This window comes from Mesorhizobium sp. M0052, assembly GCF_040323255.1.
Taxonomy (GTDB): Bacteria; Pseudomonadota; Alphaproteobacteria; order Rhizobiales; family Rhizobiaceae; genus Mesorhizobium.
This window is the reverse complement of sequence record NZ_JAMYUS010000013.1, coordinates 45,905-72,888: the sequence shown is the minus strand read 5'-3', so window position 1 is coordinate 72,888 and position 26,984 is coordinate 45,905. Positions and strand designations below refer to the sequence as shown.

Annotated in this window: 24 protein-coding genes, 1 tRNA gene and 1 pseudogene; 5 read left to right on the top strand and 21 right to left on the bottom strand. The window is 63.4% G+C overall.

Annotated features, from left to right (window positions below; genetic code table 11):
• Position 1: 1 nt before the first annotated feature.
• The 7 genes from alr to rsfS form a co-directional block, all read right to left on the bottom strand.
• A complete protein-coding gene (gene alr, locus NKJ77_RS18710) occupies positions 2 to 1,111 on the bottom strand; it encodes an alanine racemase (protein ID WP_031202828.1) in 1,110 nt (369 codons plus the stop codon).
• Between the two features lie 271 nt (positions 1,112 to 1,382).
• A complete protein-coding gene (locus NKJ77_RS18705) occupies positions 1,383 to 1,898 on the bottom strand; it encodes an RNA pyrophosphohydrolase (RefSeq protein ID WP_023700245.1) in 516 nt (171 codons plus the stop codon).
• Positions 1,899 to 1,900: 2 nt separating this feature from the next.
• Positions 1,901 to 3,082: a divergent polysaccharide deacetylase family protein gene (locus NKJ77_RS18700; protein ID WP_023755536.1), complete on the bottom strand. Its 1,182-nt coding sequence runs from the start codon at positions 3,080 to 3,082 to the stop codon at positions 1,901 to 1,903.
• A 183-nt stretch (positions 3,083 to 3,265) separates the two neighbouring features.
• Positions 3,266 to 4,591: a S41 family peptidase gene (locus NKJ77_RS18695; RefSeq protein ID WP_023668701.1), complete on the bottom strand. Its 1,326-nt coding sequence runs from the start codon at positions 4,589 to 4,591 to the stop codon at positions 3,266 to 3,268.
• Between the two features lies 1 nt (position 4,592).
• Positions 4,593 to 5,951 (bottom strand): murein hydrolase activator EnvC family protein, encoded by a 1,359-nt coding sequence (locus NKJ77_RS18690; RefSeq protein ID WP_023668700.1) that lies wholly within the window; start codon positions 5,949 to 5,951, stop codon positions 4,593 to 4,595.
• A 122-nt stretch (positions 5,952 to 6,073) separates the two neighbouring features.
• The gene (gene rlmH, locus NKJ77_RS18685; protein ID WP_023668699.1) at positions 6,074 to 6,556 is read right to left on the bottom strand and encodes a 23S rRNA (pseudouridine(1915)-N(3))-methyltransferase RlmH; all 483 of its coding nucleotides are present in this window, start codon (positions 6,554 to 6,556) and stop codon (positions 6,074 to 6,076) included.
• Between the two features lie 62 nt (positions 6,557 to 6,618).
• A complete protein-coding gene (rsfS, locus tag NKJ77_RS18680; RefSeq protein WP_023668698.1) occupies positions 6,619 to 6,996 on the bottom strand; it encodes a ribosome silencing factor in 378 nt (125 codons plus the stop codon).
• A gap of 241 nt (positions 6,997 to 7,237) precedes the next feature.
• Between rsfS and NKJ77_RS18675 the strand changes: the two genes are divergently transcribed.
• Positions 7,238 to 8,092 carry a mechanosensitive ion channel family protein gene (locus tag NKJ77_RS18675; RefSeq protein WP_352535574.1) on the top strand — a complete coding sequence of 285 codons (855 nt, stop codon included), beginning with the start codon at positions 7,238 to 7,240 and terminating at the stop codon, positions 8,090 to 8,092.
• A 10-nt stretch (positions 8,093 to 8,102) separates the two neighbouring features.
• Here the strand turns inward: NKJ77_RS18675 and NKJ77_RS18670 are convergent, their stop codons facing one another.
• From NKJ77_RS18670 to obgE, 5 genes are all read right to left on the bottom strand, one after another.
• The gene (locus NKJ77_RS18670) at positions 8,103 to 9,383 is read right to left on the bottom strand and encodes an MFS transporter (protein ID WP_352535573.1); all 1,281 of its coding nucleotides are present in this window, start codon (positions 9,381 to 9,383) and stop codon (positions 8,103 to 8,105) included.
• Positions 9,384 to 9,449: 66 nt separating this feature from the next.
• On the bottom strand, positions 9,450 to 10,043 hold the full coding sequence (locus NKJ77_RS18665; protein WP_352535572.1) for a nicotinate-nucleotide adenylyltransferase: 594 nt from the start codon (positions 10,041 to 10,043) through the stop codon (positions 9,450 to 9,452).
• A 163-nt stretch (positions 10,044 to 10,206) separates the two neighbouring features.
• The gene (locus NKJ77_RS18660; RefSeq protein WP_023815255.1) at positions 10,207 to 11,493 is read right to left on the bottom strand and encodes a glutamate-5-semialdehyde dehydrogenase; all 1,287 of its coding nucleotides are present in this window, start codon (positions 11,491 to 11,493) and stop codon (positions 10,207 to 10,209) included.
• 3 nt (positions 11,494 to 11,496) lie between these two features.
• Complete coding sequence (gene proB / locus NKJ77_RS18655) at positions 11,497 to 12,675, bottom strand: glutamate 5-kinase (protein WP_023712014.1); 1,179 nt, start codon at positions 12,673 to 12,675, stop codon at positions 11,497 to 11,499.
• A gap of 2 nt (positions 12,676 to 12,677) precedes the next feature.
• A complete protein-coding gene (obgE, locus tag NKJ77_RS18650) occupies positions 12,678 to 13,709 on the bottom strand; it encodes a GTPase ObgE (protein WP_023668691.1) in 1,032 nt (343 codons plus the stop codon).
• Between the two features lie 167 nt (positions 13,710 to 13,876).
• Here obgE and NKJ77_RS18645 point away from each other — a divergent pair, with 167 nt between their 5' ends.
• Positions 13,877 to 14,740 carry an endonuclease/exonuclease/phosphatase family protein gene (locus NKJ77_RS18645; protein ID WP_023728671.1) on the top strand — a complete coding sequence of 288 codons (864 nt, stop codon included), beginning with the start codon at positions 13,877 to 13,879 and terminating at the stop codon, positions 14,738 to 14,740.
• Between the two features lie 34 nt (positions 14,741 to 14,774).
• On the opposite strand, the pseudogene NKJ77_RS18640 reads toward NKJ77_RS18645, so the two are convergent.
• From NKJ77_RS18640 to NKJ77_RS18625, 4 genes and pseudogenes are all read right to left on the bottom strand, one after another.
• Positions 14,775 to 15,274: pseudogene (locus NKJ77_RS18640) on the bottom strand (GNAT family N-acetyltransferase); the annotation flags it as partial.
• Between the two features lie 21 nt (positions 15,275 to 15,295).
• Positions 15,296 to 15,883, bottom strand: a complete 588-nt coding sequence (locus tag NKJ77_RS18635) for a GNAT family N-acetyltransferase (RefSeq protein WP_023688901.1) — start codon at positions 15,881 to 15,883, stop codon at positions 15,296 to 15,298.
• Between the two features lie 132 nt (positions 15,884 to 16,015).
• Positions 16,016 to 16,285, bottom strand: coding sequence for a 50S ribosomal protein L27 (gene rpmA, locus NKJ77_RS18630; RefSeq protein WP_015315190.1), 270 nt, complete (start codon positions 16,283 to 16,285; stop codon positions 16,016 to 16,018).
• A gap of 100 nt (positions 16,286 to 16,385) precedes the next feature.
• Positions 16,386 to 17,093, bottom strand: coding sequence for a 50S ribosomal protein L21 (locus NKJ77_RS18625; protein WP_023704931.1), 708 nt, complete (start codon positions 17,091 to 17,093; stop codon positions 16,386 to 16,388).
• A 369-nt stretch (positions 17,094 to 17,462) separates the two neighbouring features.
• Between NKJ77_RS18625 and NKJ77_RS18620 the strand changes: the two genes are divergently transcribed.
• Positions 17,463 to 17,552 (top strand) — tRNA-Ser (locus NKJ77_RS18620).
• A 140-nt stretch (positions 17,553 to 17,692) separates the two neighbouring features.
• Here NKJ77_RS18620 and NKJ77_RS18615 read toward each other — a convergent pair.
• A complete protein-coding gene (locus NKJ77_RS18615) occupies positions 17,693 to 19,672 on the bottom strand; it encodes a putative bifunctional diguanylate cyclase/phosphodiesterase (protein WP_352535571.1) in 1,980 nt (659 codons plus the stop codon).
• Positions 19,673 to 19,939: 267 nt separating this feature from the next.
• On the opposite strand from NKJ77_RS18615, the gene NKJ77_RS18610 reads away from it, so the two are divergent.
• Positions 19,940 to 20,986 (top strand): class I SAM-dependent methyltransferase, encoded by a 1,047-nt coding sequence (locus NKJ77_RS18610; protein WP_023745332.1) that lies wholly within the window; start codon positions 19,940 to 19,942, stop codon positions 20,984 to 20,986.
• A gap of 276 nt (positions 20,987 to 21,262) precedes the next feature.
• Here NKJ77_RS18610 and NKJ77_RS18605 read toward each other — a convergent pair whose 3' ends face one another.
• Entirely contained in the window at positions 21,263 to 22,156 is an 894-nt protein-coding gene (locus tag NKJ77_RS18605; protein ID WP_352535570.1) for an SDR family oxidoreductase, read from the bottom strand.
• A 125-nt stretch (positions 22,157 to 22,281) separates the two neighbouring features.
• Between NKJ77_RS18605 and NKJ77_RS18600 the strand changes: the two genes are divergently transcribed.
• Positions 22,282 to 23,220 carry an AraC family transcriptional regulator gene (locus tag NKJ77_RS18600; protein ID WP_023693170.1) on the top strand — a complete coding sequence of 313 codons (939 nt, stop codon included), beginning with the start codon at positions 22,282 to 22,284 and terminating at the stop codon, positions 23,218 to 23,220.
• A 769-nt stretch (positions 23,221 to 23,989) separates the two neighbouring features.
• Here the strand turns inward: NKJ77_RS18600 and NKJ77_RS18595 are convergent.
• The 3 genes from NKJ77_RS18595 to NKJ77_RS18585 all read right to left on the bottom strand — a co-directional run bounded on the left by NKJ77_RS18595 (position 23,990) and on the right by NKJ77_RS18585 (position 26,974).
• Positions 23,990 to 24,142, bottom strand: a complete 153-nt coding sequence (locus NKJ77_RS18595; RefSeq protein WP_023831775.1) for a hypothetical protein — start codon at positions 24,140 to 24,142, stop codon at positions 23,990 to 23,992.
• 392 nt (positions 24,143 to 24,534) lie between these two features.
• Positions 24,535 to 26,373, bottom strand: coding sequence for a DNA helicase RecQ (gene recQ, locus NKJ77_RS18590; RefSeq protein WP_023831776.1), 1,839 nt, complete (start codon positions 26,371 to 26,373; stop codon positions 24,535 to 24,537).
• 262 nt (positions 26,374 to 26,635) lie between these two features.
• Positions 26,636 to 26,974 (bottom strand): cupin domain-containing protein, encoded by a 339-nt coding sequence (locus tag NKJ77_RS18585; protein WP_023693173.1) that lies wholly within the window; start codon positions 26,972 to 26,974, stop codon positions 26,636 to 26,638.
• Between the last annotated feature and the right edge of the window lie 10 nt (positions 26,975 to 26,984).

Below are 26,984 nucleotides of genomic sequence, written 5' to 3'. Positions count from 1 at the left end.
TCTATTCGTTGATATAGCGGCGGTGGAAGCGGGGGCCGAGACTGGTCAGGATTTCATAACCGATCGTGCCGGCATGGCCGGCGGCGTCATCGACGCTCTGCGAGGGACCCAGGAGTTCGACAAGGTCGCCCTCGCGCAGCCGGCCGGCCGGCAGGGCCGAGATGTCGAGTATGATCGAATCCATCGACACCCGCCCGACAAAGGGCAGTCGCACGCCGTCGAGCCAGGCAGCCGAAGCCGCGCGCCGGTGCCAGCCATCGGCATAGCCGAGCGAGATCGTGGCCGCGCGCAAGGGACCGCTGGCCAGAAACGCATGTCCGTAGCCGACGCCCGCGCCCTTATCGATGCCGCGTGTCTGGATGATCTTTGCCTCGAGCCGCACCACCGGCAGCATCGGGTTCGCCTCATCAGGCGTCGGATTGATGCCGTAGAGCGCAGCGCCCGGACGCGCGAGGTCGTACTGATAGCGCGGCCCAAGAAAGATGCCGGAGGAATTGTCGAGCGACGCCGGCGCCTTGGGCAGCATTTTGCGCAGCCGTTCGAACTCTTTGAGCTGCGCGTCATTGGCCGGATTGCCCGGCTCGTCGGCGCGGGCCAGATGGCTCATGACGAGGACGACATCGACGCCGGCGAAAGCATCGGCCGTAAGCGCCTCGACCTCTGCCGGCGCCATGCCCAGCCGCGACATGCCGCTGTCGACCTGGATGGCGGCCTTGAGCTTGCGGCCGGCCTTTTGGCCTGCCTCGCTCCACGCCTTCAGTTGCCCGGTGCTGTTGATGACGGGAACAAGGTCGGCGGCCACCGCTTCAGGTTCCGAGCCCGGCGGCAGGCCGTTCAGCACATGGATTTCCAGCTTCGGTCCGAGTGCGTCGCGCAGCGCGACACCCTCGGTGAGATGCGCGACAAAGAAGCTGTCGCAGCCTTCGGCAACCAGTGCCGCCGCCACTTGCCGCGCGCCGAGCCCGTAACCGTCGGCCTTGACGACGCCGGCGCAGCGCACGCCGCCGAGCTTTGCCTTCAGCCGCCGGTAATTCTCCCTGACCGCGCCGAGATCGATGGTGAGAATGGCGCCGGCCGCCGCTTCGCTGATGGTATCTTTGGCTTTATGCATCGCAGATCCGACGAAGTCGGCGCTGCCCCTCATTGTCCTGCCGGATATTTCTCCCCGGCCCTGTACGGGGAGTTGAAGAGCGGTCCGCGTAAGGCGGACGAAAAGCCAACTGCTTGGCTTTTCGAGTGACGAAAGCCGGCAGGCGGGTGAGGGGCAGCCCATACGCTGCGCTAAGAGGCCATTGCCCGGCGTCGTTCATATGGATCTCGTGGCTGCGGGTGTCCCGATCAATAAAGCACGAATCAGGTGCCGTGCGAACCGTCACATCCAGCTAGGCAAGATGACGGAACGTCGCCACCACATCCTCATAGACGTTGCGTTTGAACGGCACTATCAGATCGGGCAGGTCCTGCATTGGCCGCCATGCCCATTCATCGAATTCGGCGGTGTGGCCGCCGGGCGGCGGATTGATCTGGATCTCGCTGGCCTCGCCGTGAAAGCGGTAGGCGAACCATTTCTGCGTCTGGCCGCGATAACGCCCCTTGAGGGCTATGCCGACCAGATCGGGCGGCAGGTCGTAATTGATCCAGTGCGGCGCCTCGGCCAGCAGCGTGACCGAGCGCATGCCGGTCTCTTCATAGAGCTCGCGCCCGGCCGCCTGCAGCGGCTCCTCGCCCTCGTCGATGCCGCCTTGCGGCATCTGCCAGAGCTGCGTGGTGCCGGCGAATTCGCTGTCCGGCTCGGCGATGCGGTGCCCGACCCAGACCAGCCCGTCGCCATTGAGGATCATCAGCCCGACACAGGGGCGGTATGGCAGCGTCTCGGGGTCGACAGGTTTCTTCGTCATGATCAGCCTTTTTCCGGGTCGATGGCCACCGCCGAGATCGGCACGATCTCGATGCCGCGCTTTTTCGCTTCGACCGCCCAGGACGCCACGGTATCGACGGTGAGGTCGAAGGCCGAGCCGATGCCGACGGCGGAGCCTTTGGCGCGCGCGGTCGCTTCCAGCGCGTCGAGCTTTTTCAGGATGGCGCCGCGGTCCTGCACGGCGTCGATTGCCGTATCGCCGGCGACGAACGGCACACCGTCCTTCAAGGCGAGATCGGACGCCAGGCTCCGTGCGGACGAGCCGTCATCGACATAGGCAAGGCCGCGCTTGCCGAGTTCGGCCATGAACGGCCCCATCGCCGTCGCGTCGGCCGAAAAGCGAGCCCCCATATAGTTCATGACGCCGGTATAGTTGGTGGTCCGCGACAGCGCCCAGCGCAAATTCTTCAGATTCTCGTCCGGGCTTGCCGCCACTGTCAGCGTGTTGCGGCCAGGATTGACATTGGGATAGTCGAACGGTTCGAGCGGCACCTGCATGACCACTTCATGCCCGCTCTGCCGTGCCGCCTGCATCCACCGGCTAATGCTGTTGCCTTGCGGCGCAAAAGCCAGCGTCACTTCGGCCGGCAGCTTGGCGATCGCCGCCTGCGTGCCGGTCTGCGACACCGCAAGCCCGCCGATGACGATTGCCACGCGAGCGCCGCGCGAACCCGACCACGGCCGCGCATAGACATCGAACGGCCGCCGGCCGTCAGCGGCGCGAACCGGGAGTGGGCCGGTGTCGCTGGCCTCGATCAGCGCCCTGTCGGGGATATGCGCGATCTTCAGGTTCTGGCCGATCGTCGACGGGTCATGGATGACAATGGCTGCATTGGGCGGGCCGTCACCCTCCTGGGTTTGCACATGGATGATCTGCGGACCGCTGGCCTTGGGCGTTTCCGCCTTCGGCGCTGCCGCCGTCGCTTGAGCAGTGGGTGCTGCGGCCGCGGGCTCGGCCGCCGCCGTCACCTTTGGCGTCGAGACCGCGATTGCTTCCGTTTTGCGGAACGGCTTCTCGCGCAGCGCGATCGCGCCGGAGATGCCGACCGCGGCCAGCACGACCAGCGTCGCCGCGACGGCGCCAGCGCTGATCCCGCGCGACGCAGCACGCTTTCGGACGGTCTGTCCGAGCGGGCGTTCGATGTCCTTGCCGACGTCAGCCAAGCCGCATCCCCGGGCGCGTGATCAGCGAAATCTTTTCGCCATGCGCAGATCCAAAACTGACGGCGCGTCCCCTGCGCCTTTTGAGCCGCAGCGCCCAGCTGCCCCCGAATCAAACTGCCGGAACCTCACGGTCCCGGCAGCATTGCATCGCTTCGATTGGGCAGCCAGAGCTACCAGTCGATTTTACTGGTTAAGCACTGCCTTCTCAGGATTCGGCGGGAATGCCGGATCGGTCTTCTGGCCGCGCAGCAGCTGTTCGGCATAGATCAGCTGCAGATCGTCCTTTGGATCCGGCGGCACATAGGCAGCCGAGCCCGAGCCGGTATCGCTCTCGTCGGCCCCCTTGATGTGGCCCTTGAGGTCAGATTCACCGCGCGTCAGGTCCCTGCCCTGCAGTTCGGGCGGCAGCGGCTGGTCGACCTTGATGTCGGGCGTGATGCCCTTGCCCTGGATCGACTTGCCGGACGGCGTGTAATAGAGCGCCGTCGTCAGGCGCAGCGCGCCGTTCTCGCCAAGCGGGATGATGGTCTGCACCGAGCCCTTGCCGAATGACTGCGTGCCGACCACTGTGGCGCGGCGCAGGTCCTGCAGCGCGCCGGCGACGATCTCGGAGGCGCTGGCCGAACCGCCATTGACGAGCACGATCAGCGGCTTGGCGCCGATGTCGTCGCCTGCCTTGGCGTCGAAGCGTGTGACGTCCTTCGGGTCGCGGCCGCGGGTCGAGACGATCTCGCCACGGTCGAGGAAGGCGTCGGACACGCTCACCGCCTGGTCGAGCAGGCCGCCCGGGTTGAGCCTGAGATCGAGCACATAGCCCTTGAGCTTGTCGTTCGGCACCTGCTTCTTGATCGTGTCGATGGCGTTCTCGAGGTCGTCATAGGTCTTTTCGGTGAAGGAGGTGATCTTCATGTAGCCGATGTCGTTCTCGACCCGGAACTTGACCGCCTTGACCTTGATGATGTCGCGCACCACCGTCAGCTCGATCGGCTTGTCGGCGCCTTGGCGCAGGATCGTCAGCTTGATCGGCGTGTTGACCAGGCCGCGCATCTTTTCGACCGCATCGTTGAGCGTCAGGCCGCGAACCTCTTGGCCGTCGATCTTGGCGATATAGTCGCCGGCCAGCACGCCTGCCTTGGCAGCCGGGGTGTCGTCGATCGGCGTGATCACCTTGACCAGATCGTTCTCCATGGTGACCTCGATGCCAAGGCCGCCGAACTCACCCTTGGTCTGCACACGCATGTCCTGCGCCTGCTCGGCATTCATGTAGGAGGAGTGCGGGTCGAGCGAGGTGAGCATGCCGTTGATGGCGTTTTCGACCAGCGACTTGTCGTCCGGCGGCGTCACATACTGCGCCCGCACGCGCTCGAAGATGTCGCCGAAGATCGCCAGTTGCTTGTAGGTCTCGGAGCCTGCAGCGTTCGCCGTCGAGCCGGGCGCGCCATAGACCAGGCTCATCGCTGACGCGCCCATCAGCGCACCGGCAATAAGAAGCGACAGTTTCCGCATCATTTCACGTCCTTCCAGAGAAGCGGTCCGCCCACCATGGGGTCGGATCGACGGGTTTTCCATCCTTGCGGAACTCGACATAGAGTTCCGGCGTGGCATTTCCATTCTTCGAGGCCGAGGTGCTTGCCACCCGGGCCTCTCCCATCGCGCCGACCGGCTCTCCTGCGAGCACCGACTGGCCAGACGCGACGCTGATTCTGCTCATCCCCGCCAGGACGACATGATAGCCGTCTCCCGCATTGAGGATCAAGAGTTGACCATAGGAGCGAAAAGGCCCCGCATAAAGCACATTTCCGTCCGCCGGTGCCGTGACGATGGCTCCCGATTGTGTCGCAACCATGTCGCCGAGCATCACCGCGCCGTTACCGTCATCGGCCCCGAAACGCAGCTTGATCTTGCCGGTGACCGGCAGCGAGACTTGTCCCTGAAGTGCCGAAAACGGCGCGGCGGCGGTGAGGCGGTTGCCTTCCGGCACGGGCAGCGAAGCCAGCTCCGTCGACGCGGTTGTGCCTGCATCTGCGTTATCGGCGTCGGGCTTATCGCTGTCGGCCGCTTTCTGCTCGCCTGCCTTGACGGCATCCGCCGCCTTGCGGCTCTTGTCGGCCTCAAGCGAAGCGATCAGCTCTTTCAGGCTGCCGGCCTTGGCCGCAAGCGCCTGGGACCGCTGCTTTTCGGCGGCCATCGCCGTCCAGGTGTCCGCCTCGAGCTTCTGCTTGGCTTCGAGCAGCATGGAGAGGCGTTTCTTTTCCGCCGTCTGCTCGCCGACCGCCGCTGTCAGCCGCGTCCGCTCGGCCTCGATCGAGGCCGTCACCCGGGTCTGTTCCCTGAGGTCGGCCAGCAATTTGTCGGTCTGCTGGCGCAGTTCGGGCACCACTGCGCCGAGCAGGATGGCGCTGCGCACCGACGACAGCGCGTCTTCCGGCTTGACCAGGATCGCTGGCGGCGGATTGAGCCCCATGCGCTGCAGCGCGCCCAGCACCTCGGCCAGCACGTCGCGCCGCGCCGCCAGCGAGACACGGATCTTCTGTTCCTCGCCCTTCAGTCCTTCGAGCCTGGCGCCGATATCCTCGATGTCCTGGCCGAGCTTCTGCTCGGTCATAGCCGACTGGATAAGCGCCGCGGTGATCGAGGCATGGTCCTTCTTGACCGAAGCAATGTCGGCGGCGAGCTTGGCCAGCCGTTCGGACGACAGCGTGATCTCGGCCGACACCTTCTCATATTCGGCACGGCTCAGATCGGGGTCGGGCGCCACGTCCAGCGTATTTTCGGCCCGTGCAAGCCCGAGCGACAGCAAAACCACCGCCGCAGCGATGCCGCAGCGCGCGTGCCGGAAGCCCGTTCGTGATTTCCCGTTGTCAGCCATTGAAGCCCGACTCTATGCGTGGCTTCGTTAACGAACCATCAACCATGATCGAACCGAAGCCTAGCACAAAACAGCCGCGCATTGGGGCGGAAATCCGGACGATTGACCCTCGACCCACTGATTTACGAACGGTGGTAGGGATGTCCCGAAAGAATCGTTGCCGCCCGATAGAGCTGCTCGCCCAGCATGACACGCACCAGTTGGTGCGGCCAGGTCGCCGCGCCGAACGAGACCATCAGCTCAGCCTGATCGCGAATCGACTGGTCGTGCCCGTCGGCGCCGCCAATGGCGATGACCAACGCCTTACGTCCGCCATCGCGCAGCTGGCCGATACGGCTGGCGAAATCGTCTGAGGACAGGTTTTTGCCGCGTTCGTCGAGCAGGAACAGCGCCGTGCCCGGCTGCAGCTGTGCCTGCAGCTTCTGGCCTTCCTCGCGGCGGCGCTCATTGGCGTTCTGGGCTCGTCCCTCGGCGATCTCGGCGACACCAGAGAATTCGAACCCGATCGCCGGGCCGCTCTTGGCGAAACGCTCGAAATAGCGGTCGGCGAGTTCTCTCTCGGGGCCGGCCTTCATCCGGCCCACGGCATGAACTGCTATCTTCATCCCTGCCTCGGCGAGCTTTCAATCCATGTCGCACCCAGGATGGTTACGACATGAGACGGAGCTCAGTGCAAGGTCTCTTCCTCGAGGTCCGGCGCCTGCCACATCTTTTCAAGATTGTAGAATTCGCGGACTTCTGGGCGGAAGACATGGACGATGATGTCGCCTGAATCGATCAGGACCCAGTCGGCGCCGGACAGCCCCTCGACGCGCGCCGTGCCGAGACCGGCATCCTTGAGCGCCTTGAGCAGGTGGTCGGCGACAGCCGAGACATGACGGTGCGACCGGCCCGACGCGATGACCATATAGTCGCCGAGGCTCGATTTCCGCTGAATGTCGATTGAGACAATATTTTCGGCCTTGGAGTCTTCCAGACTGGCAAGGACTGTCTTGATGGCACGGGACACGGCGTCATCTACGCTGATCCTGGCCGGCGAAGGCATGATGTCAGCCTTCTTCCGCAATGCTGTTCTCAGTGTATTTCCTTTCGCAGCAAGAACAACCAAATCACCCACGAAATCAGGTGACACCCTATAGATAGGCAGAGTTCCCTTGCAGTTTCAAGACGGGAGGCCCTGCCACCGCGAACGCAGTGCACGACTTCCGGTTCCGGAGCCTTGAGAAAAATCGGAACCCATGGCCGCGGCAGGGGTTATCGACACACCCCCCAAACGGATTTTCCTGATGCCAATCGACCCCCAGAACACGCTGCTCACCGTGCAGGCTGGCCTTGCGCAACTCAGCACACTGATCGTTTCCTATTCCTTCTCCGCCATCGGCGCCATCATCCTGCTGGTCGTCGGCTATCTCGTCGCCGGGCTCGCAGAACGATCGATCTCAGCCGGCCTCGGCCATATCCATGGTTTCGACGCGACGCTGCGCCATTTCTTCTCGAAGATCGTGCGCTACGCCATCCTGATCCTGGTGGTCATCATGGTGCTCGGCCAGTTCGGCGTTCAGACGGCCTCGATCATCGCCGCCATCGGCGCCATCGGGCTGGCAATCGGCCTGGCGCTGCAAGGCACGCTGCAGAACATCGCCGCAGGCATCATGCTTCTGGCGCTCAGGCCATTCCGCATCGGCGAATATGTCGAGGTCGGCGCCATTTCCGGCACCGTCGAGGAAATCGGCCTGTTCGCCACCAAGCTCCGCACGACAGACGGCGTCTATGTGCTGGCGCCCAATTCGACGCTGTGGAACCAGCCGGTGCGCAATTTTACCCGCAACGGTGTGCGCCGCGGCGACATCACGCTGAGCATCGGCTCCTGGAACGACATCGACCTGGCGCAGAAAACCATGCTGGGCGTTGCCGGCGGCGAGCGCCGCGTCAAGCGAGAGCCGGCGCCGATCGCCTTCGTCGCCGCGGTGGGCGATGCCAGCGTCGCCATCACCTTGCGCTACTGGACCACGGCGGCGGATTTCTTCGCCACCCAGATCGATCTCACCAAACGCGTCAAGCAGGCGTTCGACGCCGAGGCCATCTCGGTACCGGCGCCGCCGCCAGGGGTGCGGCAGGAGCCTTCCGCGACCAGGCAATAGCGAAGCAACGTCAGCGCTGCTCTTCCGGCGCGAAGGCGAGCTCCACCGGCAATGGCGCCTGCGCCGACATCGGCGCGAAACTGCCGGTTTCCGTCGCGGGAACGGCCCGTGTCGTCGCCACCCGCCACAGCACGAACAGGCAGAACACGGTGGCGATGACGATGGCCACATAGATGAAGGCCTGCGTGCCATAGACAGCCGACAGGGCCGTCACGATACCCGGCACGATGAACCCCGACAGCGACCACGCAAACAGCAACGAACTCGACAGCGCCACCATGTCGTCCTTGCCGGCGCGGTCGGCGGCATGCGCGCTGGCCAGCGAATAGATCGATTCCGAGGCGCCGTCCCAGACGATGTAGATCACCACGAGCACCATCAGCGCGCCGCCGTCGAAGCCGATGGCCAGAATACCGGCGACGATGGCCAGTGCCGCAGCGCCGGCCAGCACGTAACGGCGATCGGTACGGTCGGAAATCCAGCCGAGCGGTATCTGCAGGATCAGCGTGCCGACGGGCATGGCCGACAAAAGCAGCGCCACATCGGCCTGGCTGTAGCCCTTGGCCGTGGCATGGATCGGTGCGAACCCGGCGATCGCCATCGACAGGCCGCCGACGGCCAGCATGCCGGCCACGCCGACCGGCGAGATCCTCCAGGCGCGACCGAGCGCCACGGAGGCTGCGCGAGGTGGCGGCGGTTGAGCCAACCGCGTCATGCCGACCGGCAGGATCGACACTGCGGTGAAGGCAATGCCGATCAGCGGCGCCTGCGCCGTCGCGATGTCGACCGCCGCCAGCAGGGCATAGCCGACGCCAAGTCCGGCGACATAGGCGACGTAAAACACCGCCATCACCCGGCCGCGAATGGCGTTTGCGACGGCATCGTTGAGCCAGCTCTGGGCGACGATGAACAGGCCGCATATTGCAAAACCGTAAAGCGCGCGCGCCGCGATCCACAGCAGCGGGTAGGTGCCGGCGCCAATGGCAGCATTCGACAGCGCTATCAGCGCCGACAGCACCATGAAGGCGCGGGCGTGCCCGACGCGGCGCACCAGCGGCCCGGTCAGGATACAGCCGGCAAGTCCGCCGGCAGACAGGCCGGTGATGATCAGCCCGGCCCAGGTCGGATCGAAGCGCTCGACGCCAAGCCGGACCGGGATATAGGCGAACATCAACCCATTCCCGACCGCAATCAGCGCCATCGACACGATTACGCTGGCAATGGCGATCACGGGCGCCGGCGGGGTGCCATGATTGGGGCCGATGTCGGTCTGGTTCACTGAAGTGGCCATATCCAGCGCAGCATCGCCCAGCCAATCGCGAAAGGCCGCCGTAAAAGCGACATCGGCGATCTGGTCTTACGGAGTTACCTTGGCTTGCTGGCGAATAGCACTCGATGACAGCGACGAGCGTGGGCCGTGGATGAAGGTCCAGGCCGGCGCCTTCATGCGGGCGAGCCGGGGCGCGTCACCCTCGTCGACGCGGGCATAGTCGAAGGTCTTGGCCACGACCGAGGACAGGAAGGACAGCGTCGCGCCCGGGCGGTCGATGACGGCGATCGGGAAGGTCATGACGATCTGGCGCCAGCGCTGCCAGCGATGGAAATCGCGAAGCGAGTCGGCGCCCATGATCCAGACGAAGTCGACGCCGGGATTGCGCGCCTTGACCAGAGCCAGCGTGTCGGCGGTGAAGCGAATATGATGCGCCGCCTCGAAGGCGGTGACCTTGATCTTCGGGTTCTTGGCGACCTGCTCCGACTGGAGCAGCCGGTCGCTCAGCGGCCCCAATTCCCTGGTGCTCTTCAGCGGATTGCCTGGCGTCACCATCCACCACAATTGGTCGAGCGCGAGGCGCCGCAAGGCAATTTCCGCCACCAGCGCATGGCCGGCATGCGGCGGGTTGAACGATCCGCCGAACAGGCCGACGGCGAGGCCTTTCTCGGCATGCGGCATACGGAGGTAGTGCGAGGAAAGAGGCGCGCCACCCTCCCCCTTGTAGGGAGGGTCGATCCGCGAAGCGGAGCGGGGTGGGGGGATTGCAGAATTCAGCGTCGTACCCCCACCCGGCTCGCTGCGCTCGCCACCCTCCCCACAAGGGGGAGGGTAAGGCCAGCGCTCAAGGCCTCACCTGTCCCGACCCGCGCACGCGGTATTTGAACGAGGTCAGCTGTTCGACACCGACCGGACCGCGCGCATGCATCTTGCCGGTGGCGATGCCGATCTCGGCTCCCATGCCGAATTCGCCGCCATCTGCGAACTGCGTCGAGGCATTGTGCAAAAGGATCGCCGAGTCGATCTCGTTGAAGAACCGCTCGACCGCTTTGGTATCCTCGGCGATGATCGCCTCTGTGTGGTGTGAGGAGAACGTCTCGATATGGTCGATGGCGCCGGCAATCCCGTCGACCAGTTTTACCGCGATGACGGCGTCGAGATATTCGGTCACCCAGTCGGCATCGGTCGCCGGCTTGGCGTCGAAGAACAGCTTCATCACTTCCTGATCGGCATGGATCTCGCAGCCGGCGGCGCGTAGCGCGTCGAGGATCGGCACCAGATGCGTGGAGGCCACCGCGCGGTCGACCAGCAAAGTCTCTGCAGCGCCACAGACACCGGTGCGCCGCATCTTGGCGTTGACGGCGATCCTGACCGCCATGTCGAGATCGGCCGAGCGGTCGATGTAGAGATGGCAGATGCCTTCAAGATGGGCAAAGACCGGCACCCGCGCCTCGCTCTGGACGCGCCCGACCAGGCTCTTGCCGCCCCGCGGAATGATGACGTCGAGATTGCCGGAAAGCCCTTTCAGCATCTCACCGACGGCGGCGCGGTCAGCGGTCGGCACCAACTGGATGGCGTCTTCGGGCAGGCCGGCGGCCTTCAACCCCTCGACCAGGCAGGCATGGATGGCGGCGGATGAATTGAGCGAGTCCGAGCCGCCGCGCAGGATCACCGGATTGCCGGCCTTGAGGCAGAGTGCGCCGGCATCCGCCGTCACATTCGGCCGGCTTTCATAAATGACGCCGACAACGCCGAGCGGCGTGCGCACGCGCTCGATCTGCAGGCCGTTGGGGCGATCCCAGGCCGCGATCACATCGCCGACCGGGTCCCTGAGCTCGGCGATTTCACGGATGCCATCCGCCATGGCACGGGTGCGCGCCGGATCGAGCTTCAGCCGGTCCATGAACGAGCCGGACAATCCCGATTCGTGGCCATTCGAGACATCGATGGCGTTGGCGTCGAGAATGTCCTGCTCACGCGAAATGATCGCGTCGGCCATGGCGACGAGTGCGGCATTCTTGGCGGCGGCGGTCGCAATCGCCAACGGTCGGGCGGCCGCGCGGGCGCGGCGGCCGATATCAGCCATCAGCGCGACGGTGTCATCCCCGGATTGTTCATGCAGTTTCAGCATGTCTCATCCTCCGCTTACCTCGCCCCCGGCCCATACCTGGCCGGCAGCCCGTATCTGGTCACCCGGATCGCTCACCACCAGATCGTCGCGGTGGATCATCGCCGAGCGCGCCTCGTAGCCGAGCACGGTTTCGATCTCCGCTGTCTTCAGGCCTGCGATCCTTACGGCATCGGCGGCATCGTAGGCAACAAGCCCGCGCGCGATCTCGCGCCCTTCCGGCGACAGGATGGCCACCGTGTCACCGCGCGAGAAATTGCCGCTGACCAGCCTGACGCCGGCCGGCAGCAAAGATTTGCCGGACAGCAGCGCACCGATGGCGCCGGCGTCGACGGTGAGCCGCCCGGCCGGTTCGAGCTGGCCGGCGATCCAGGTCTTGTAGCCTTTCACCGGATTGGCGCTCGGCCTGAAGAAGGTGGCGCGCTCGCCACGCTCGATCGCCATCAGTGGCGACAGCCTGGTGCCCGAGGTGATGATCATGGCGGTGCCGGCGGCGGTGGCGATCTTGCCGGCATCGAGCTTGGTGCGCATGCCGCCGCGCGACAGTTCGGATGCGGCCGCCCCGGCCATAGCCTCGATATCGGGTGTAATGCGGTCGACCACCGGAATGAATTTCGCAGCGGGATCGCGCGCCGGCGGCGCCGTATAGAGCCCGTCAATGTCGGAGAGCAGCACCAGCAGGTCGGCGCCCATCATGGTCGCCACGCGTGCCGCCAGCCGGTCATTGTCGCCATAGCGGATTTCGGAAGTCGCCACCGTGTCGTTCTCATTGATGACCGGCACCGCCTTCATCTTGAGCAGCGTCGAGATCGTCGCCCGCGCATTGAGATAGCGTCGGCGCTCCTCGGTGTCGCCCAGCGTCAGCAGGATCTGGCCCGATTTCAGCGAACCCTTGCCCAGCGCATCCGACCACGCGCCGGCCAGCGCGATCTGGCCGACGGCCGCAGCCGCCTGGCTTTCTTCCAGCTTCAGCGCCCGTTTGCCGAGACCGAGAATGGTGCGGCCGAGCGCAATGGCGCCGGACGATACGACCAGGATCTCGGCGCCGCCATTGGCGAGCACCGCAATATCCTCGGCAAGCGAGGCAAGCCAGTCGCGCTTCAGGCCGCTGGTGCGGTCGACCAGCAAGGCCGAACCGATCTTGACCGTGATGCGCCGGTATTTTGTCAGCGACTGCGCCGTCATCGCTATCGGTCCCAGCGGGTCTCGACGGGAGCGGCAGCCCTGTCGCGCGCTTCGCCGACAACCGCCATCAGCGCGCGCAGCACCGCTTCGACGCCCTCGCCGGTGGCCGCCGACAGCAGCATCGGCGCGCGGCCGGCAGCGCGTTTGAGCGACGCAACCTTCTTCTTGCGCTCATCGGCGTCTAGGATATCGACCTGGCTGAGCGCGACGATTTCGACCTTCTCGATCAGCCCATTGCCATAGGCGTCGAGCTCGGCGCGCACGGTCTTGTAGGCTTTGCCCGGATTTTCCTCCTGCGCCGAAACCAGATGCAAAAGCACACGCGTGCGCTCGACATGGCCGAGGAAGCGGTCGCCGATGCCGACACCCTCATGCGCGCCCTCGATGAGGCCCGGAATGTCGGCGATGACGAATTCGCGCGCATCGATCCGGGCAACGCCGAGGCCGGGATGCAGCGTGGTGAAGGGGTAGTCGGCGATCTTTGGCTTGGCCGCGGTGACGGTTGCCAGAAAAGTCGACTTGCCTGCATTGGGCAGCCCGACCAGGCCGGCGTCGGCAATCAGCTTCAGCCGCAGCCAGACATTCATCTCTTCGCCGGGCTGGCCCGGATTGGCGCGGCGAGGCGCCTGGTTGGTCGAGGTTTTGAAATGCTGGTTGCCGAAACCGCCATTGCCGCCCTTGGCCAGCAGGAAGCGCTGGCCGACCACGGTCAGGTCGCAGATCAGCGTCTCATTGTCCTCGGCAAACACCTGGGTTCCGGCCGGCACCTTGAGCGTCACATCGGCGCCCTTGGCGCCGGTCATGTTGCGGCCCATACCGTGGACACCGGTCTTGGCCTTGAAGTGCTGCTGGTAGCGATAGTCGATCAGCGTGTTGAGACCGTTGACCGCTTCCAGCCAGACATCGCCGCCGCGGCCACCGTCGCCGCCATCCGGGCCGCCGAACTCGATGAATTTTTCGCGCCGGAACGACACAGAGCCGGCGCCACCGTCGCCGGAGCGGATATAAACCTTGGCTTGATCGAGAAATTTCATTGGACTACGCAGTTTCTGTTGGCCTTGCGGCTTTGCTTTAGATCTTGCGCCTTGCTCTAAACCAAGGCGCGGCCAAGGGCGAGGCCGTTTTGCGACTAAAGCGCCGGATGCCCTTTTGCCGGGGACGCGGTAGCAGTGTTCGCGGACGGAGCTTGAGGGGCGCGGGAATGAAGGTTGTAAGCTACAACATCCAGTACGGTATCGGTCTGGATGGCCGCTACGATCTCGGCCGCATCACCGCGGCGGTTCGCGGCGCCGACGTGATCGCGCTGCAGGAAGTGACCCGCAACAATCCGAGGAACGGCAACCGCGACATGGTCGCCGAGATCGGCGAGGCGCTGCCCGAATATTTTGCCGCCTACGGCAGCAATTTCGAGGTCAATGTCGGCTCGCGCCTGGAGGCCGGCCGCGCCATCACCACCACTTTCCAGCTCGGCAACATGGTGCTGTCGAAGACGCCGATCCATCTGTCGCGCAATCTGCTTTTGCCGCGCAGCCGCAGCCTTGAGGCGATGAACTTCCAGCGCGGCGCACTCGAGGCGCTGGTCGAGACCCCGCTCGGCTTCATCCGCTTCTATTCCACGCATCTTGACCATCGCAGTCCGGTTGAGCGCGCCAGCCAGATCCGGTTCCTGCGCCAGCGCCTGTTGAACTATGCCTTCGAGGGCGGCGGTCTCTCCGGCATTCCCGAGATCGGCCTGCCGGACCTGCCCTATCCCGAAGCCTTCATAGTCATGGGCGACTTCAACATGCTGCCCGGCTCGCCCGAATATGTCGAACTCGTCGGCCGCCCGGACCATGAATTCGGCATGCCGCTGACCGCCGATCTCGCCGTCGACGTCGCCCAGCGCCTGAACACACCAGACGTCGTCACCTGGGTCGATCCCACGCGACCCGAAGACACAAGCCGCCACAAGCGCATCGACTACATCTTCACCTCGGCCTCGCTCGCCGGATCGCTGAAGCGCCTGTGGGTCGACCGTGAAGCGGTCGGCTCGGACCATCTCCCGATTTGGGTCGAGATGGGCTGACCGGCGATTGTTCATCTGCCGGCGTTTTTGCGGTGACGATCGCCATCATGATCGCATCGACGTATCGGCCGTCGATCTTGACCGCGTCACGCTGCACACCCTCGGTGACAAACCCGACCTTGTAGTAGAGGGAGATGGCGCGGGCATTGTCGGAATGCACGGAAAGCTCGATGCGGACGAAGCCGATGTTGCGTGCTTCCGTCAAGGCGGCATTGATAAGCCGCAGTCCCAGACCACGTCCTCGATAGTCCGGCACAATTCCCATTCCAAGGGTGCCGCCTATCTGCCGGTCATGCCGTGAGATATCGCACCAACCGACAACCTCGCCACGAACAACCGCCACGAACCCTGGGTCGCCTCTCCCGATGCGGTCCACTATGAATGTTCGGGTTTGATCGAGCGGCGGCGCTTCCAGGAAGACAGGTACTTCCGCTCACGCGCAACGATGTCGAGCGCCTGGTTAAAACTCTCGACATCGCGCGGCGTCATCGGCGCAATCGTGACCGCTTCGATATCGTTGCTATAATCGGCCATCGGCTTGATCGGAACAAACCATCAGAAGTGGACCCAGTTGCGCAGGCTGATCCAGGTCTTTCTGTCCAGCCGGTACCGCTCGACCGGCACCTGGCCGGCGACGATCGAGTTCAGCATGCCCTGGCCGGCATACTGGAAGCCGCATTTGTGGATGACCCGGCGCGAGGCCGGATTGATCACCCGCGTCGAAGCCTGCAGCACCTGGATCGACGTCCGTTGGAAGGCGAGGTCGACCAACGCATGCGCGGCCTCCGTCGCATAGCCGCGCTTCCAATAGGGCTCGCCGATCCAGTAGCCGAGTTCCAGCCCGCGATCGGTCATGTTGAGGCCGGCGCAGCCGACGAAAATGTCGGTGCCGGCGAGCGTCAGGGCGTAGGCGATGCCGGCCCGGCGCGACCTGGTCATGGCCAGGAAGGCGCGTGCCTCGGCCTCGCCATAGGGGTGCGGCATGCGGGCCAGCATCTCGGCGACGTGACGGTTGTCGGCAAGCTCGACCAGTTGCGCGATGTCGGCTTCACACGGGGCGCGCATCACCAGCCGCTCCGTGGCCAGCACCGGGCAATCTATCGCGTAACTTTCGTCTTCGGTGTCTTCCGCTTCGGCAACCATTCGACGTCCTCCAGGCAAGAAAAAAGGGGAGATGGAAAACCCATCTCCCCTGATCCTTTTCCTGGCTCCATTCACTGGTTTGGCCAGACACCGGTTCCCGAGATGGGCGCCGGTTTTATAGTGCGGAACCGGCTACTCCGCGGCTTTGGTAATCGGGTTGACCGATACGTAGGTTCGGCCGTTGGCTTTTTTGTTGAAGGTGACTGCGCCGGTCTCGAGCGCAAAAAGGGTGTGGTCCGTGCCCATGCCGACATTGACGCCGGGATGCCAGGTGGTGCCGCGTTGACGGATGATGATGTTGCCCGGGATGACGGCTTCGCCGCCGAACTTCTTCACGCCCAGACGCTTGGAATGCGAGTCGCGACCGTTGCGCGACGAGCCGCCAGCTTTCTTGTGTGCCATCTAACTAACTCCGATGCGCCCCTGGGGCGCTTGAATGGTCTTATGAACGCGTTCGCGTTCCGTTTCAAGTCCGATCCGGCGACCTTGTCGCCGGTTCGTTTTACTTCTTCGCCAGTTCCTTGGCCTGCTCGCGCCAGTCGTTGATCTGGTCGGTGCTGAAGGGCATGTGCGCGTCGATCTTGGCCACGTCCTTGTCCGACAGCTTGGCAAGCTGGGCGAAGGTGGTGATGCCCTGCTCGTGCAGCTGGCCGGCGGCAACCGGGCCGATGCCCTTGATCACGGCCAAATCGTCCGGCTCGCCCTTCGGCGCCTTGAACAGCGGCGCGGCGACGGCGGTCTCCGTCTTGGCTTCATCCTTCGGAGCAGCCTCGGCTTTGGCTTCGTTCTTCGCCTTGGCTTCCTTCGGCGCGGCCTCGGCCTTCGCCTCGGGCGCTACGTCAGCCTTGACTTCCTTGGCTTCCACCTTGGCTGAGGCCTTCTTGGAAGGCTTGGCGCCACCCAGCAGGATCTCGGCGATCCGCACGGTGGTCAGAAGCTGGCGGTGGCCGATCTTGCGGCGCGAATTCTGCCGGCGGCGCTTCTTGAAAGCGATGACGGTGCGGTTCTTGCCCTGCTCGACGACTTCGGCCGTGACCAGAGCGCCATCGACGAACGGGGCGCCGAAGGTGACATTTTCGCCTTCGCCATGGGCGAGGACGCTGCCGATTTCGACGATATCGCCGACATTAGCTTCGAGCTTCTCGATCTTCAGGAGATCGTTGGCGGCAACGCGATACTGCTTACCGCCCGTTTTAATGACTGCGAACATTTTTTGCCTTTCGCTGTTCGGTCGGCCTCGATGAGCCGCGTCACGCGGTTCGGCCGTCTTTTTGTCAGTCTGCGGGTTCGAAAAACAAGCGGCGTGGAAGAACCCTCCACGCCGATTGCGCGCTTCCCCTAACCGAAGGTTCGGTACGAGTCAAGGCAAACGGGCGGAATCCTTGGACACGCCGCCTCCTTGCCGCCCCCGATCTCTCCGGTCGAGGACCGGTTGGCCCCATCTGCCGACGTGGCCGCAACGCAGCCCTCCAGACAGAGCCCGCACAGGAAGCTGAATTCCCCCGCGGATTTGGCCTTGTAACCTGCCCGCCCAGCCGTTATCTAGTGCGCCGCGCCGGCAACGGCCGACCATGACCGCGGAGAGGTGGCAGAGTGGTCGAATGCACCGCACTCGAAATGCGGCATGGGTGCAAGCCCATCGGGGGTTCGAATCCCTCCCTCTCCGCCACCCTACGCCCTGCGGGCTTCGGGTGGCAGGCCACCCGGAACCGCATCTGGGCATAGGAGTGTCGCCCGAAGCTACGAAGTAGCGTAGGGGGACCGGAACGAAGCAGGATGCCCTCCGAAGCTTCAGCGAAGGGGCTGCCGCTAGGCAACAAGGCCTTGCCTCATTTGGTTTACCTCTTCGATCGGGACTGGATGCCCGGTGAGGAAGCCCTGCATCAAATTTACCCCCAGGCGCTGCAGCAATATGTACTGCTCCTCCGTTTCGACGCCCTCGGCGAGCACGACATGGCCGAGATTGCGAAGCAGCCCGACCATGTCCCGCAACAGGCTCAAGCCACGAGACGTCTGGCAATCGTGGAGGAAGCTGCGATCAATCTTGACCACGTCGAATTTGAAGCGGCGGAGCCATGTCAAGCCGGCAAATCCCGTTCCGAAGTCGTCCAGCCAGATCTGAACGCCGAGTTTTCGCAACCGCTCCACGTTTCTTACCGCTTGCGCCTCCAGAAAGATGTCACTGCCTTCGGTGATTTCGATGGCCAGTTTCTGGGGCGCAAGGCCGTGCCTGCCAAGGATTTCGGTGATCCGGAGTGAAAAGTTGGGAGCCTTGAGCTGAAGAACGGATACGTTCACCGTCACGACCGAGCCCAATCCGTATTCCGCCATGTCACCGCAGGCTCGGTCGATCAGCCATGTACCCAGTTCCACGATCGCTCCGGTCTGCTCGGCAACGGGTATGAATACGGACGGACTGATCATGGTGCCGTCGAAGTCGCATACACGCATCAGACTCTCGTGCCCCAGCACGCGGCCCGACGCCAGCTCGCGAATTGGCTGGTAAGCGACAGAAACGAGCTGGTTGGAAACTGCCGCCTTCAGCAGTTCTGAAAGATTTTCGCCGGAGCGATCCTGGCTGGTGGCGTGCGGGTCGTAAATCGTGAACGTAGCCCGACCGGCAAACTTGGACGCGTAGAGCGCGCGGTCAGCTTCCTGCAGCAGGATTCTAAGCTCTATGCTCTGATCGGCGCGCGTCAACGACGCCCCGGCACTGATCGTTACGATGTTGAGCTTGTCGCCCCGATCAGGGTGGTAGATATCCAAATCCTCTACAGCGCGACAGAATTTCTTCGTTATCTCATGAAGGTGAGCCCGCCCGGTGACCTTGCAGAGAATGACGAATTCTTCTCCGCCATAGCGGGCCGCGATGGCGTTGTTGGCAGCCGCCATCTCGGAAAGGACATGGGCGAGTTTGATCAGGCAATCGTCGCCGGCCTGATGACCAAGTCCGTCATTGAACCTTTTGAAGTAGTCGACGTCGATCAGAATGAGCCCTATCTCGTCGTCGTCCGCGGCCCAGTCTTCGCGCAGCTCCGAGAATTCTCGAATGATCGCCCTGCGGTTCTTCATTCCCGTGAGCGGATCGGTGTCGGCGATTTCGGTTAGCTTTTGCCCCTTCTTGATAGCAGCCTGCTCCTGGAATTGTGCCCGAAGCGCGTGCAGGAAGGTCTGGTAACGCTCCAGGCTCAGCCGCCACGAAAGATAAAGCGACAAGACGAGGCAGTTCACGAAATAGGCCGACAACACGGCCCGACCGGCGATGTCGGCCTGAAGGGAGAACATCGCGGCGTACACAAAGCTTGCGGCGACCGTCGCGGAGGCAAGGGCTGAAAGCCAAAAACGGAAGTTGAAGAACAGATTCGCACCCAGGATGAACACGGTGCCAAAAACCATGAAATGGGAGAGGGCATCCTGATGCTCTGTTCCAACAGCGGAGACGAGCCACCCAAGGGCACCGGATACAATCGCCAGCGCTGCTACAAGGTGCAAGGTGGCAAGGGCAAAGCCCCGTCGGGCGACAAATTCGACAAGCGCCAGGGAAGTGATCCCTAGCGTAACGCGCGTCAAAACAAGCCGGCCGGCGATATCCGGAAAAAGAAACCAATCGAAAAGGCCATAGGCCACATAGCTGAATACAGCAGCCGCAATACCCCATCGCACAAGACTGCGATTCTCATCGGCATCCTTCTGCAGGAACAGTGCCAGCAGTTCCGGATCGGCGGAATGCCACCGCGGACGTCCAATCGCTGCCGCCACCTTGTGGGCAACGTCCTCGCTCAGTTGCATCGCAACGCTCCTCCGCGATCTGCAGTAGCGAATGCAACAGCCGACGTCGCCTGCGGTCGGGGAATGAAGACGCCCCTGTCCGCAGGAAAAGTCAGATGTCGCTAACCGAGGGTAAACGGGTGGTTCGGATTTAGCCAGTTTTGCAGAATTGATGGCCGCTCCATCGACTAAAATTTTATTAAAATTTTATTAAAATTGTTAGCATTGGTTGGCGGCGCACCTATGCTGCTGGCCGGGGACCGGGGCGGTAACCGGAGAGTAAACGGCATGCCTATCAAGCCAAAACTGCAGCTCGACCAATACAGCCTGGTCACCACCAGGCTGATGAAGAAACATGTTGCGACCTCCGAAGAGGCAGCTGACTCCGACGAGTTGAGGGACAGCACGGCCCAGCTCGCCCTGATACTGGACCTTGCTCATCAAGCCTTTGCGCGACACAAACCGGCCGCCCCCATTGTCCATCGTTTGGCGGGGCGACTCCACAAGCTCCGCCGGCAGGTTGCTCCCGCGGTTTGGCAGAAACTCGTTCCTTTGGCTCAGCAGCATCGGGTTGCGGAATATTTGCTCCAGGACCCGTTCACGCGGTGGTCGGTCGAAAAACCGCGCGGGTATTCGGGCGATGCAGGCCTGCTGGATATTTACTACAAGCATCCGATCGCCGACGAGATCGTGGCCTCGTCGACCTTACTTGGTCGGCAAATCTATGCGTACACCAGTGAAGCTGCCAGTTCGGTGGCGGGGCGCGAGCGGCGGGATATTCTGGCCAGGACCGTGGACGAGACAGCCAGCAGTGTGGAAAAGGCTGAGGTGCTGGCGATTGCATGCGGCCACCTCAGGGAAGCCGAACGCTCCGACGCGTTGGCCAGGCATAAACTGCAACGTTGGATCGGCCTGGATCAGGACCCCGTCAGCGTAGCCACGGTGAACCACGACTTTGCCGGCACGGCAGTCGAGGCAGTCCAGGGTTCCGTACGCGGCATCCTGCGCCGCGCCTACGCCCTTGGCACATTCGATCTCGTCTACGCATCGGGGCTTTACGATTACCTGCCCCGTGCCATCGGCGTCCGCCTGCTTCAAAGAGCCATGGAACTCGTCAAGCCCGGTGGCGAATTCCTGTTTGCCAATTTCAGCGACGAGATAACGACGGATGGTTACATGGAGACTTTCATGGATTGGCCGCTCATCCTACGTTCGGCCGACGATATGTGGGACATCATCAATGCCGCGCTCGGCGGGAGTCCTTTCGACGCGAAAGTCTACTATGGCTCGAACCGGAATATCGTTTACGGCAAGGTGAGGAAGGGCGATCTCTAACTAGGCGCGGGAATCGCGCGCGCATCCCCGTAACAAGGTAGGTCTGCCATGACGAGGCCATGCCTTCGCCGGCTTTCCGGCGACGGGCGAGCAGGTCGTCCGGGCTGCGGGCGGCCTACGCCGTGTTCGTTCTGCTTGCCGCCATACAGATGTGGCGGCGGTTCCAGCAGCACGACGGTGCTGCCCGCTCGGCGGGCTGCGTCTGGCCGTGTTGCTGGCACTGCCGCTGATCGCCAGGCTGTCGGTCGTGCAATGCAACGCGACTGGCCGGCCTGATCAGGCCTCGAAATAGCGGGCACGATCGAGATCGGCGATGAGCCCCGGCCCGGTCGGCTGCCATCCCAGCGCAGTGCGGGTCTGCTCACTTGACGCCGACAAGTCCCTGCCGATGAAATGCCCGAGAAAGCCGAAATGCGCAGCCGCGTCCTCGGGGCCTATGGAAACGACCGGCAGGCCGAGCCGGCGGCCGATGATCTCGGCGATCTCTTTGCTCGCCACGCCCTGTTCGGCAACCGCATGATAGCTGACGCCGCCCGTCCCCTTCTCCACCGCCAGCCTGTACAGGGTGGCGGCGTCGAACCGGTGCACCGCCGCCCAGCAATTTGCGCCGTCGCCGACATAGGCCGAGACGCCCTTTTCACGCGCAATGGCAATCAGCATCGGCACGAAACCGTGATCGCCCTCGCCATAGACGGTCGGCGCCAGCCGCACCGTCGATGCGCGCACCCCGCGCGCTGCGAGCGCCACGGCCGTTGCTTCCGAAGCGCGCGGCATGGCGGCCGATGGAGGCGCGGGTTTGTCGTCTTCGGTTGCCGGCCTTCCCTGCGCAAAACCGGCGAGGCCGGAGGTGACAAGCAGCGGCCGCTCGGAACCCTCGAGCGCCGCGCCGAGCGTTTCGATGGCGCGCTGGTCAACTGCGCAACTGGCGGCGAATCTCGAAAAGTCGTGGTTGAAGGCCGTGTGGATGACGCCATCCGATTGGGCAGCGCCGCTGCGCAGGCTGTCGAAATCCTCGATATCGCCGCGATGCGCCTCGGCACCCGCGGCCATGATCGACTCCGCACCTGCTTCCGACCGCGCGAGGCCAAGCACCTGATGGCCCGCCCCGAGCAATTCCCGCACAACAGCCGAACCGACAAAACCGGTAGCCCCGGTAACGAACACACGCATGATGATTTCTCCTTGGTTTTTGTCGAGGCCGTACAGGCAGCCCGTTGCGAAGGAGATAGAAGTTTGAGATCATACGATCTATACTGTAGAATCCGAGATATCTTCGCAATCGTCCGAGAACGCTCATGGATCCGCTGTCAGACGTGCTGTCGCTACTAAAGCCGCGCAATTACCTGTCGGCTGGGCTGGAAACCGGTGGCGACTGGGCGATCCAGTTTCCTGACCAGCAGGCCGCCATCAAATGCGGCGCCGTGGTGTCCGGCCGATGCTGGCTGTCGGTCGAGGGCGTCCCTGACGCGGTGCGGCTGGACGTGGGCGACTGCTTCCTGTTGCCGCGCGGCCGGCCTTTCCGCCTTGCCAGCGATCTCGGCCTGCCGACGGTCGATGCGCGAACGATCTTTTCACCGGCGCGGACCGGCGGCATCACCGTCCATAATGGCGGCGGCGATTTCCTCCTGGTCAGCAGTCGCTTCACGCTGTCCGGCGACCATGCCGGCATCCTCTTGCGGATGCTGCCGCCCATCGTCCACATCCGCGGCGAGAGCGACCATTCGGCGCTTCGCTGGCCGGTGGAGCGGATGATGCAGGAATTGCGCCAGCGGCGTCCCGGCGGCTTTCTCATCGTCGAGCACCTCGCCCACATGATCCTGATCGAGGCCTTGCGCCTGCATATGACCGCGCAAGGCAATGTCGGCTGGCTGTTCGCACTGACCGACAGGCAGATCGGCGCGGCGATCGGCGCCATGCACGAGGACCCGGCGCATGGCTGGACATTGCAGCAACTGGCGGAGCGCGCCGGCATGTCGCGATCGACTTTTGCGCTCAGATTCAAGCAGACGGTCGGGGCCTCACCCCTGGATTATCTGACGCGCTGGCGCATGATGCTGGCCGGCGACAGGCTGATGCATTCCGGCGATCCGGTTTCCGTCATCGCGCTGGCGCTCGGCTACGAATCCGAAAGCGCCTTCAGCACGGCATTCAAGCGCGTCATGGGCTGTTCGCCGCGGCAGTACAGCCGCCGGGAGCCGGACCTGACTGCGCAGGCCGAACGCGAAGCCGCCTGAGGCGGCGATCCGAGCGCCTTGATTACCTTGCCCTTAGAGGCTGTAGCGCGAACGAAACTCGGTGAACGACATCGCCAGATTGTTCTCGTCCACATGGCCGGTGATTCCGTCCACACTGCGCGAGTCGAGTTGTAGCGGGCGAGCCAGAGCGGACAATTGCCGAAGCCGCTCGGATTTCCCAGCGCGCTTCGACCGCTGCGGCCCTTCTGCTCAAATCGATCCCTTGCTTGCTCCATGGCATGCGCTTGACAATCGACTGATTCGCAACCCTTCGGGGATATAAGTATTCCAGTTAACTTAGGGATAATCGGCAGCAGGAACTAGATTTCAGACGCTCAATTGGCACGAGCAAAATCGCGTTTTTCATGCTTTCAGAATGACTTGCTCGCGTGCTGGCGGTTAACCGGCACCAACTTCTCCGATTTCCTTGCCTCTACGGCTGGGTAGCGCAATAGGGTTAATTGCGCGATTGCTAATATGCCTATATCTTAGGCGGCGCGGGGGGCCTCATATCTTCCCGCAGTGGCCGGTGCGGTGAAGCCCCACAAGCATGCCCAACCTGCACCGGCCATTCCCTATGGCTGGGTATGGTGTTCCCGCTCGGCAATCTTTTCCAAGAACTTCCGTGAAGCCTCTAGGACGCGTCGCGTTTCGGCGATGGTCGATTGCAGGGAGTCCAGTTGGCTCTCCGCTCGGAGCTGGCTACGGCGGGCGCTTTCAATGAACTGGTGGTCAGGTTCCCACCGGTCTTTCATCGGGCTTAGCCTCTCTACAGACGAACGAACTTGTCGAGATGCAGGCGTATCCGCTGGCCCTCAGCATAGGACAGCGCAAACGGTTCAATCACGAATGATCGGGTAATTTCCTGGTCTTCCTTGGCCACAGGAACGGACCATCCGCCGCCGGCTTCGATCACTTCCACGCAAGGCAATGCTTTGCGGATTGGACCCACGTTTCCACCACAGCCTCTATACGAAAAGCAATGGTAACCTCGAGTTTTATACTCCCGTCGAAAGCGGGTTTTCAACAACAAAGATGGTCTGAATCATACCATTCGGGTCAGCGGATAGCGGCTGCCGACGTAGCGTCTCCAAGGCCGAGAAAACCACCATACGCGCGCAACAGCGGGTTTCCATAGTCACGGCTACATCCGAAGAATCGACCGCATAGATTCAGGAATGTGTGTTGTCGTCACGGTTCCATACAATTTGGAAGGCCATTCCCCTACGGCAGGGTAGCGCCAAAATGAATAAGCGGGCGGGCAAGTTGAAGGCGTACTGATGCCGGATCGGGCTTTGGTCCAGCAAAAGCCTCTCAGCCTGACGCCTCGGAAAAGTGCGCGGCAATGGCGCTCAGAAAAGCCTTGCCGAACTCCTTGAGCTTGGCCGCACCTACGCCGTTGACCCCGGCGAAATCGTCGAGGTCTTGCGGACGACGCTCGGCCATGTCGATCAGTGTACGATCCGAAAACACCACATAGGCCGGCACCTGGCGTTCCTTGGCCAGACGCAGCCGCAGCGTCTTCAGCGTCGCGAGCAGCGACGCATCTACATTTTCGCTCTGAGGGCTCTGCCCGGCACGAGCCGCGCGGCGCGCGGCGCGCGTGCGCATCTCGACCCGATACTGGAACGGCACCTCGCCCCGGCCGAGTGCGTGGCCCTTGTCCGCGATGGCCAACCCGCCATGGCCGGCCGGGTCCGGCATCAGGAAACCGTTCGCGACCAGCTGGCGAATCATAGATTGCCAAAAATCCTTCTTGTGCGCGGCGCCATTGCCGAAGGCTGCCAGCCTGTGATGCCCCCTTGCCGCGATCTTTTCAGTCTCGTGGCCGATCAGGATGTCGATGACATGGCCGGCGCCGAAGCGCTCGCCGCTCTGCGCCACCGCCGCCAGGATGAGGCGCGCCTCGGCGGTGCCGTCGGCGCGCGGCGCCTGTTCCAGGCAATTGTCGCAATTGCCGCAGGGGACCGCCTCTTCACCGAAATAACCGAGCAGCACCTGGCGGCGGCACTCGGCCGTCTCGCAATAGCCGATCAGCGTATCGAGCCGGCCATGCGAGCGGCGCTTGTGTTCGACAGCGGCGTCCTCGTCGTCGATGAACATGCGGCGCATGCGGATGTCGCCAAGGCCGTAAAGCATATGCGCCTCCGCCGCCCGGCCGTCGCGACCGGCGCGGCCGATTTCCTGGTAATAGGCTTCGAGGCTGCCCGGCAGGTCGGTGTGGAAGACATAGGCGATATCAGGCTTGTCGATCCCCATGCCGAAGGCGATGGTCGCCACCATGACGATGCCCGACAGCGTCATGAAGGCGTTCTGGTTGGCATCACGCGCCTCCTTGCTCATCCCGGCGTGATAGGCGAGCGCGGTCACGCCGTTCTTTTCGAGGAATGCCGCCATCTCTTCGGTCTTCTTGCGCGACAGGCAATAGACGATGCCGCTGCGTCCCTGATGGCGCCCGATGAAATTGAGCAACTGCCGCTTGCTGTCCTGCTTGGGCTCGATGGCAAGCTTGATGTTGGGCCGGTCGAAGCCAAGCACCTGCGTTTCGACACGCCCGCCAAACAGCCGTCTCTCGATGTCTGCCCGCGTCGTCTCGTCCGCCGTCGCCGTCACCGCAATGATCGGCACGTCGGGAAAGATGCCACGCAGCTGCGACAGGTCTTCATATTCGCGCCGGAACGCCGGCCCCCACTGCGAAATGCAATGCGCCTCGTCGATGGCGATCAGGCTGACATCGAGCCTGGCAAGCGCATCCAGCATCCGCTCGGTCATCAGCCGTTCCGGCGCGAGGTAGAGCAGCCGCGTCTGGCCCGACGCGACGCGGCGCCATGCCGCGACATTGGCATCACGGTCGATCGAGGAATTGATGGTATCGGCGGCGACGCCGGCGAGGCGCAGTGCCGCGACCTGATCCTGCATCAGCGCCACCAGCGGCGAAACGACAATGGTCAGCCCACCCTTGACCAGCGCCGGAACCTGGTAGCACAGCGATTTGCCGGCACCCGTTGGCATGACGGCCAGCACATGGCGGCCGCCAAGCAGCGCCTCCATCACCGCGGCCTGTCCGGGACGGAAATCGTCGAAGCCGAACACGTCCTTGAGGACGCGCCGTTTGGGATCGTGCGTCGGCACGCTTGTCGTCGATATCTGCATCACTGATGTTTTCGATCGGCCGCCCGAAGCAGCGGCGTGGACAGAACGATTAGCGCAGCCCCTGCGTGACCACAACAAGCAGCAGCAACACCCCACCGGCGATCGACCTGGTTGGCATCGTTAAACCTATCTTCACCATGTTGCGGCACCGTCCAACCCTGCGGCGATGTTTCGAGTACCGCTGCGCCACGAGCGCACAGGCAACAGCCCGCGCCTCCCCAGGAGGCGCGGGTTTCCTGTTTCTGGAATTGCCGAAAAAGGTTCAGGCCAGGAAATCGGCGCGGTGCGGGGTAAAGCTGTCGACCAGGCGCCCGGCCTCCAGCGCCTTGACGCCGTGCACCAGATTGGACGGCACGATGAAGCTGCCGCCGGTCTCGATGGTCGCGGTGCGGCCGTCGATAATCACCTCGAAGCGACCTTCGGCGACATAGCTGGCCTGGACATGCGGGTGCGAATGCAGTGCGCCGACGCCGCCCTTGTCGAAGCCGAACTCGACCATCATCAGCTCATCCGTATGCAGGAGAACGCGCCGCCTGTTGCCGTCCGGCGTCGGCGTCCACGCGCTCTCGCCGGGTTGGGCAAAAATCTTATGCTCGATCATGACTGTTTCC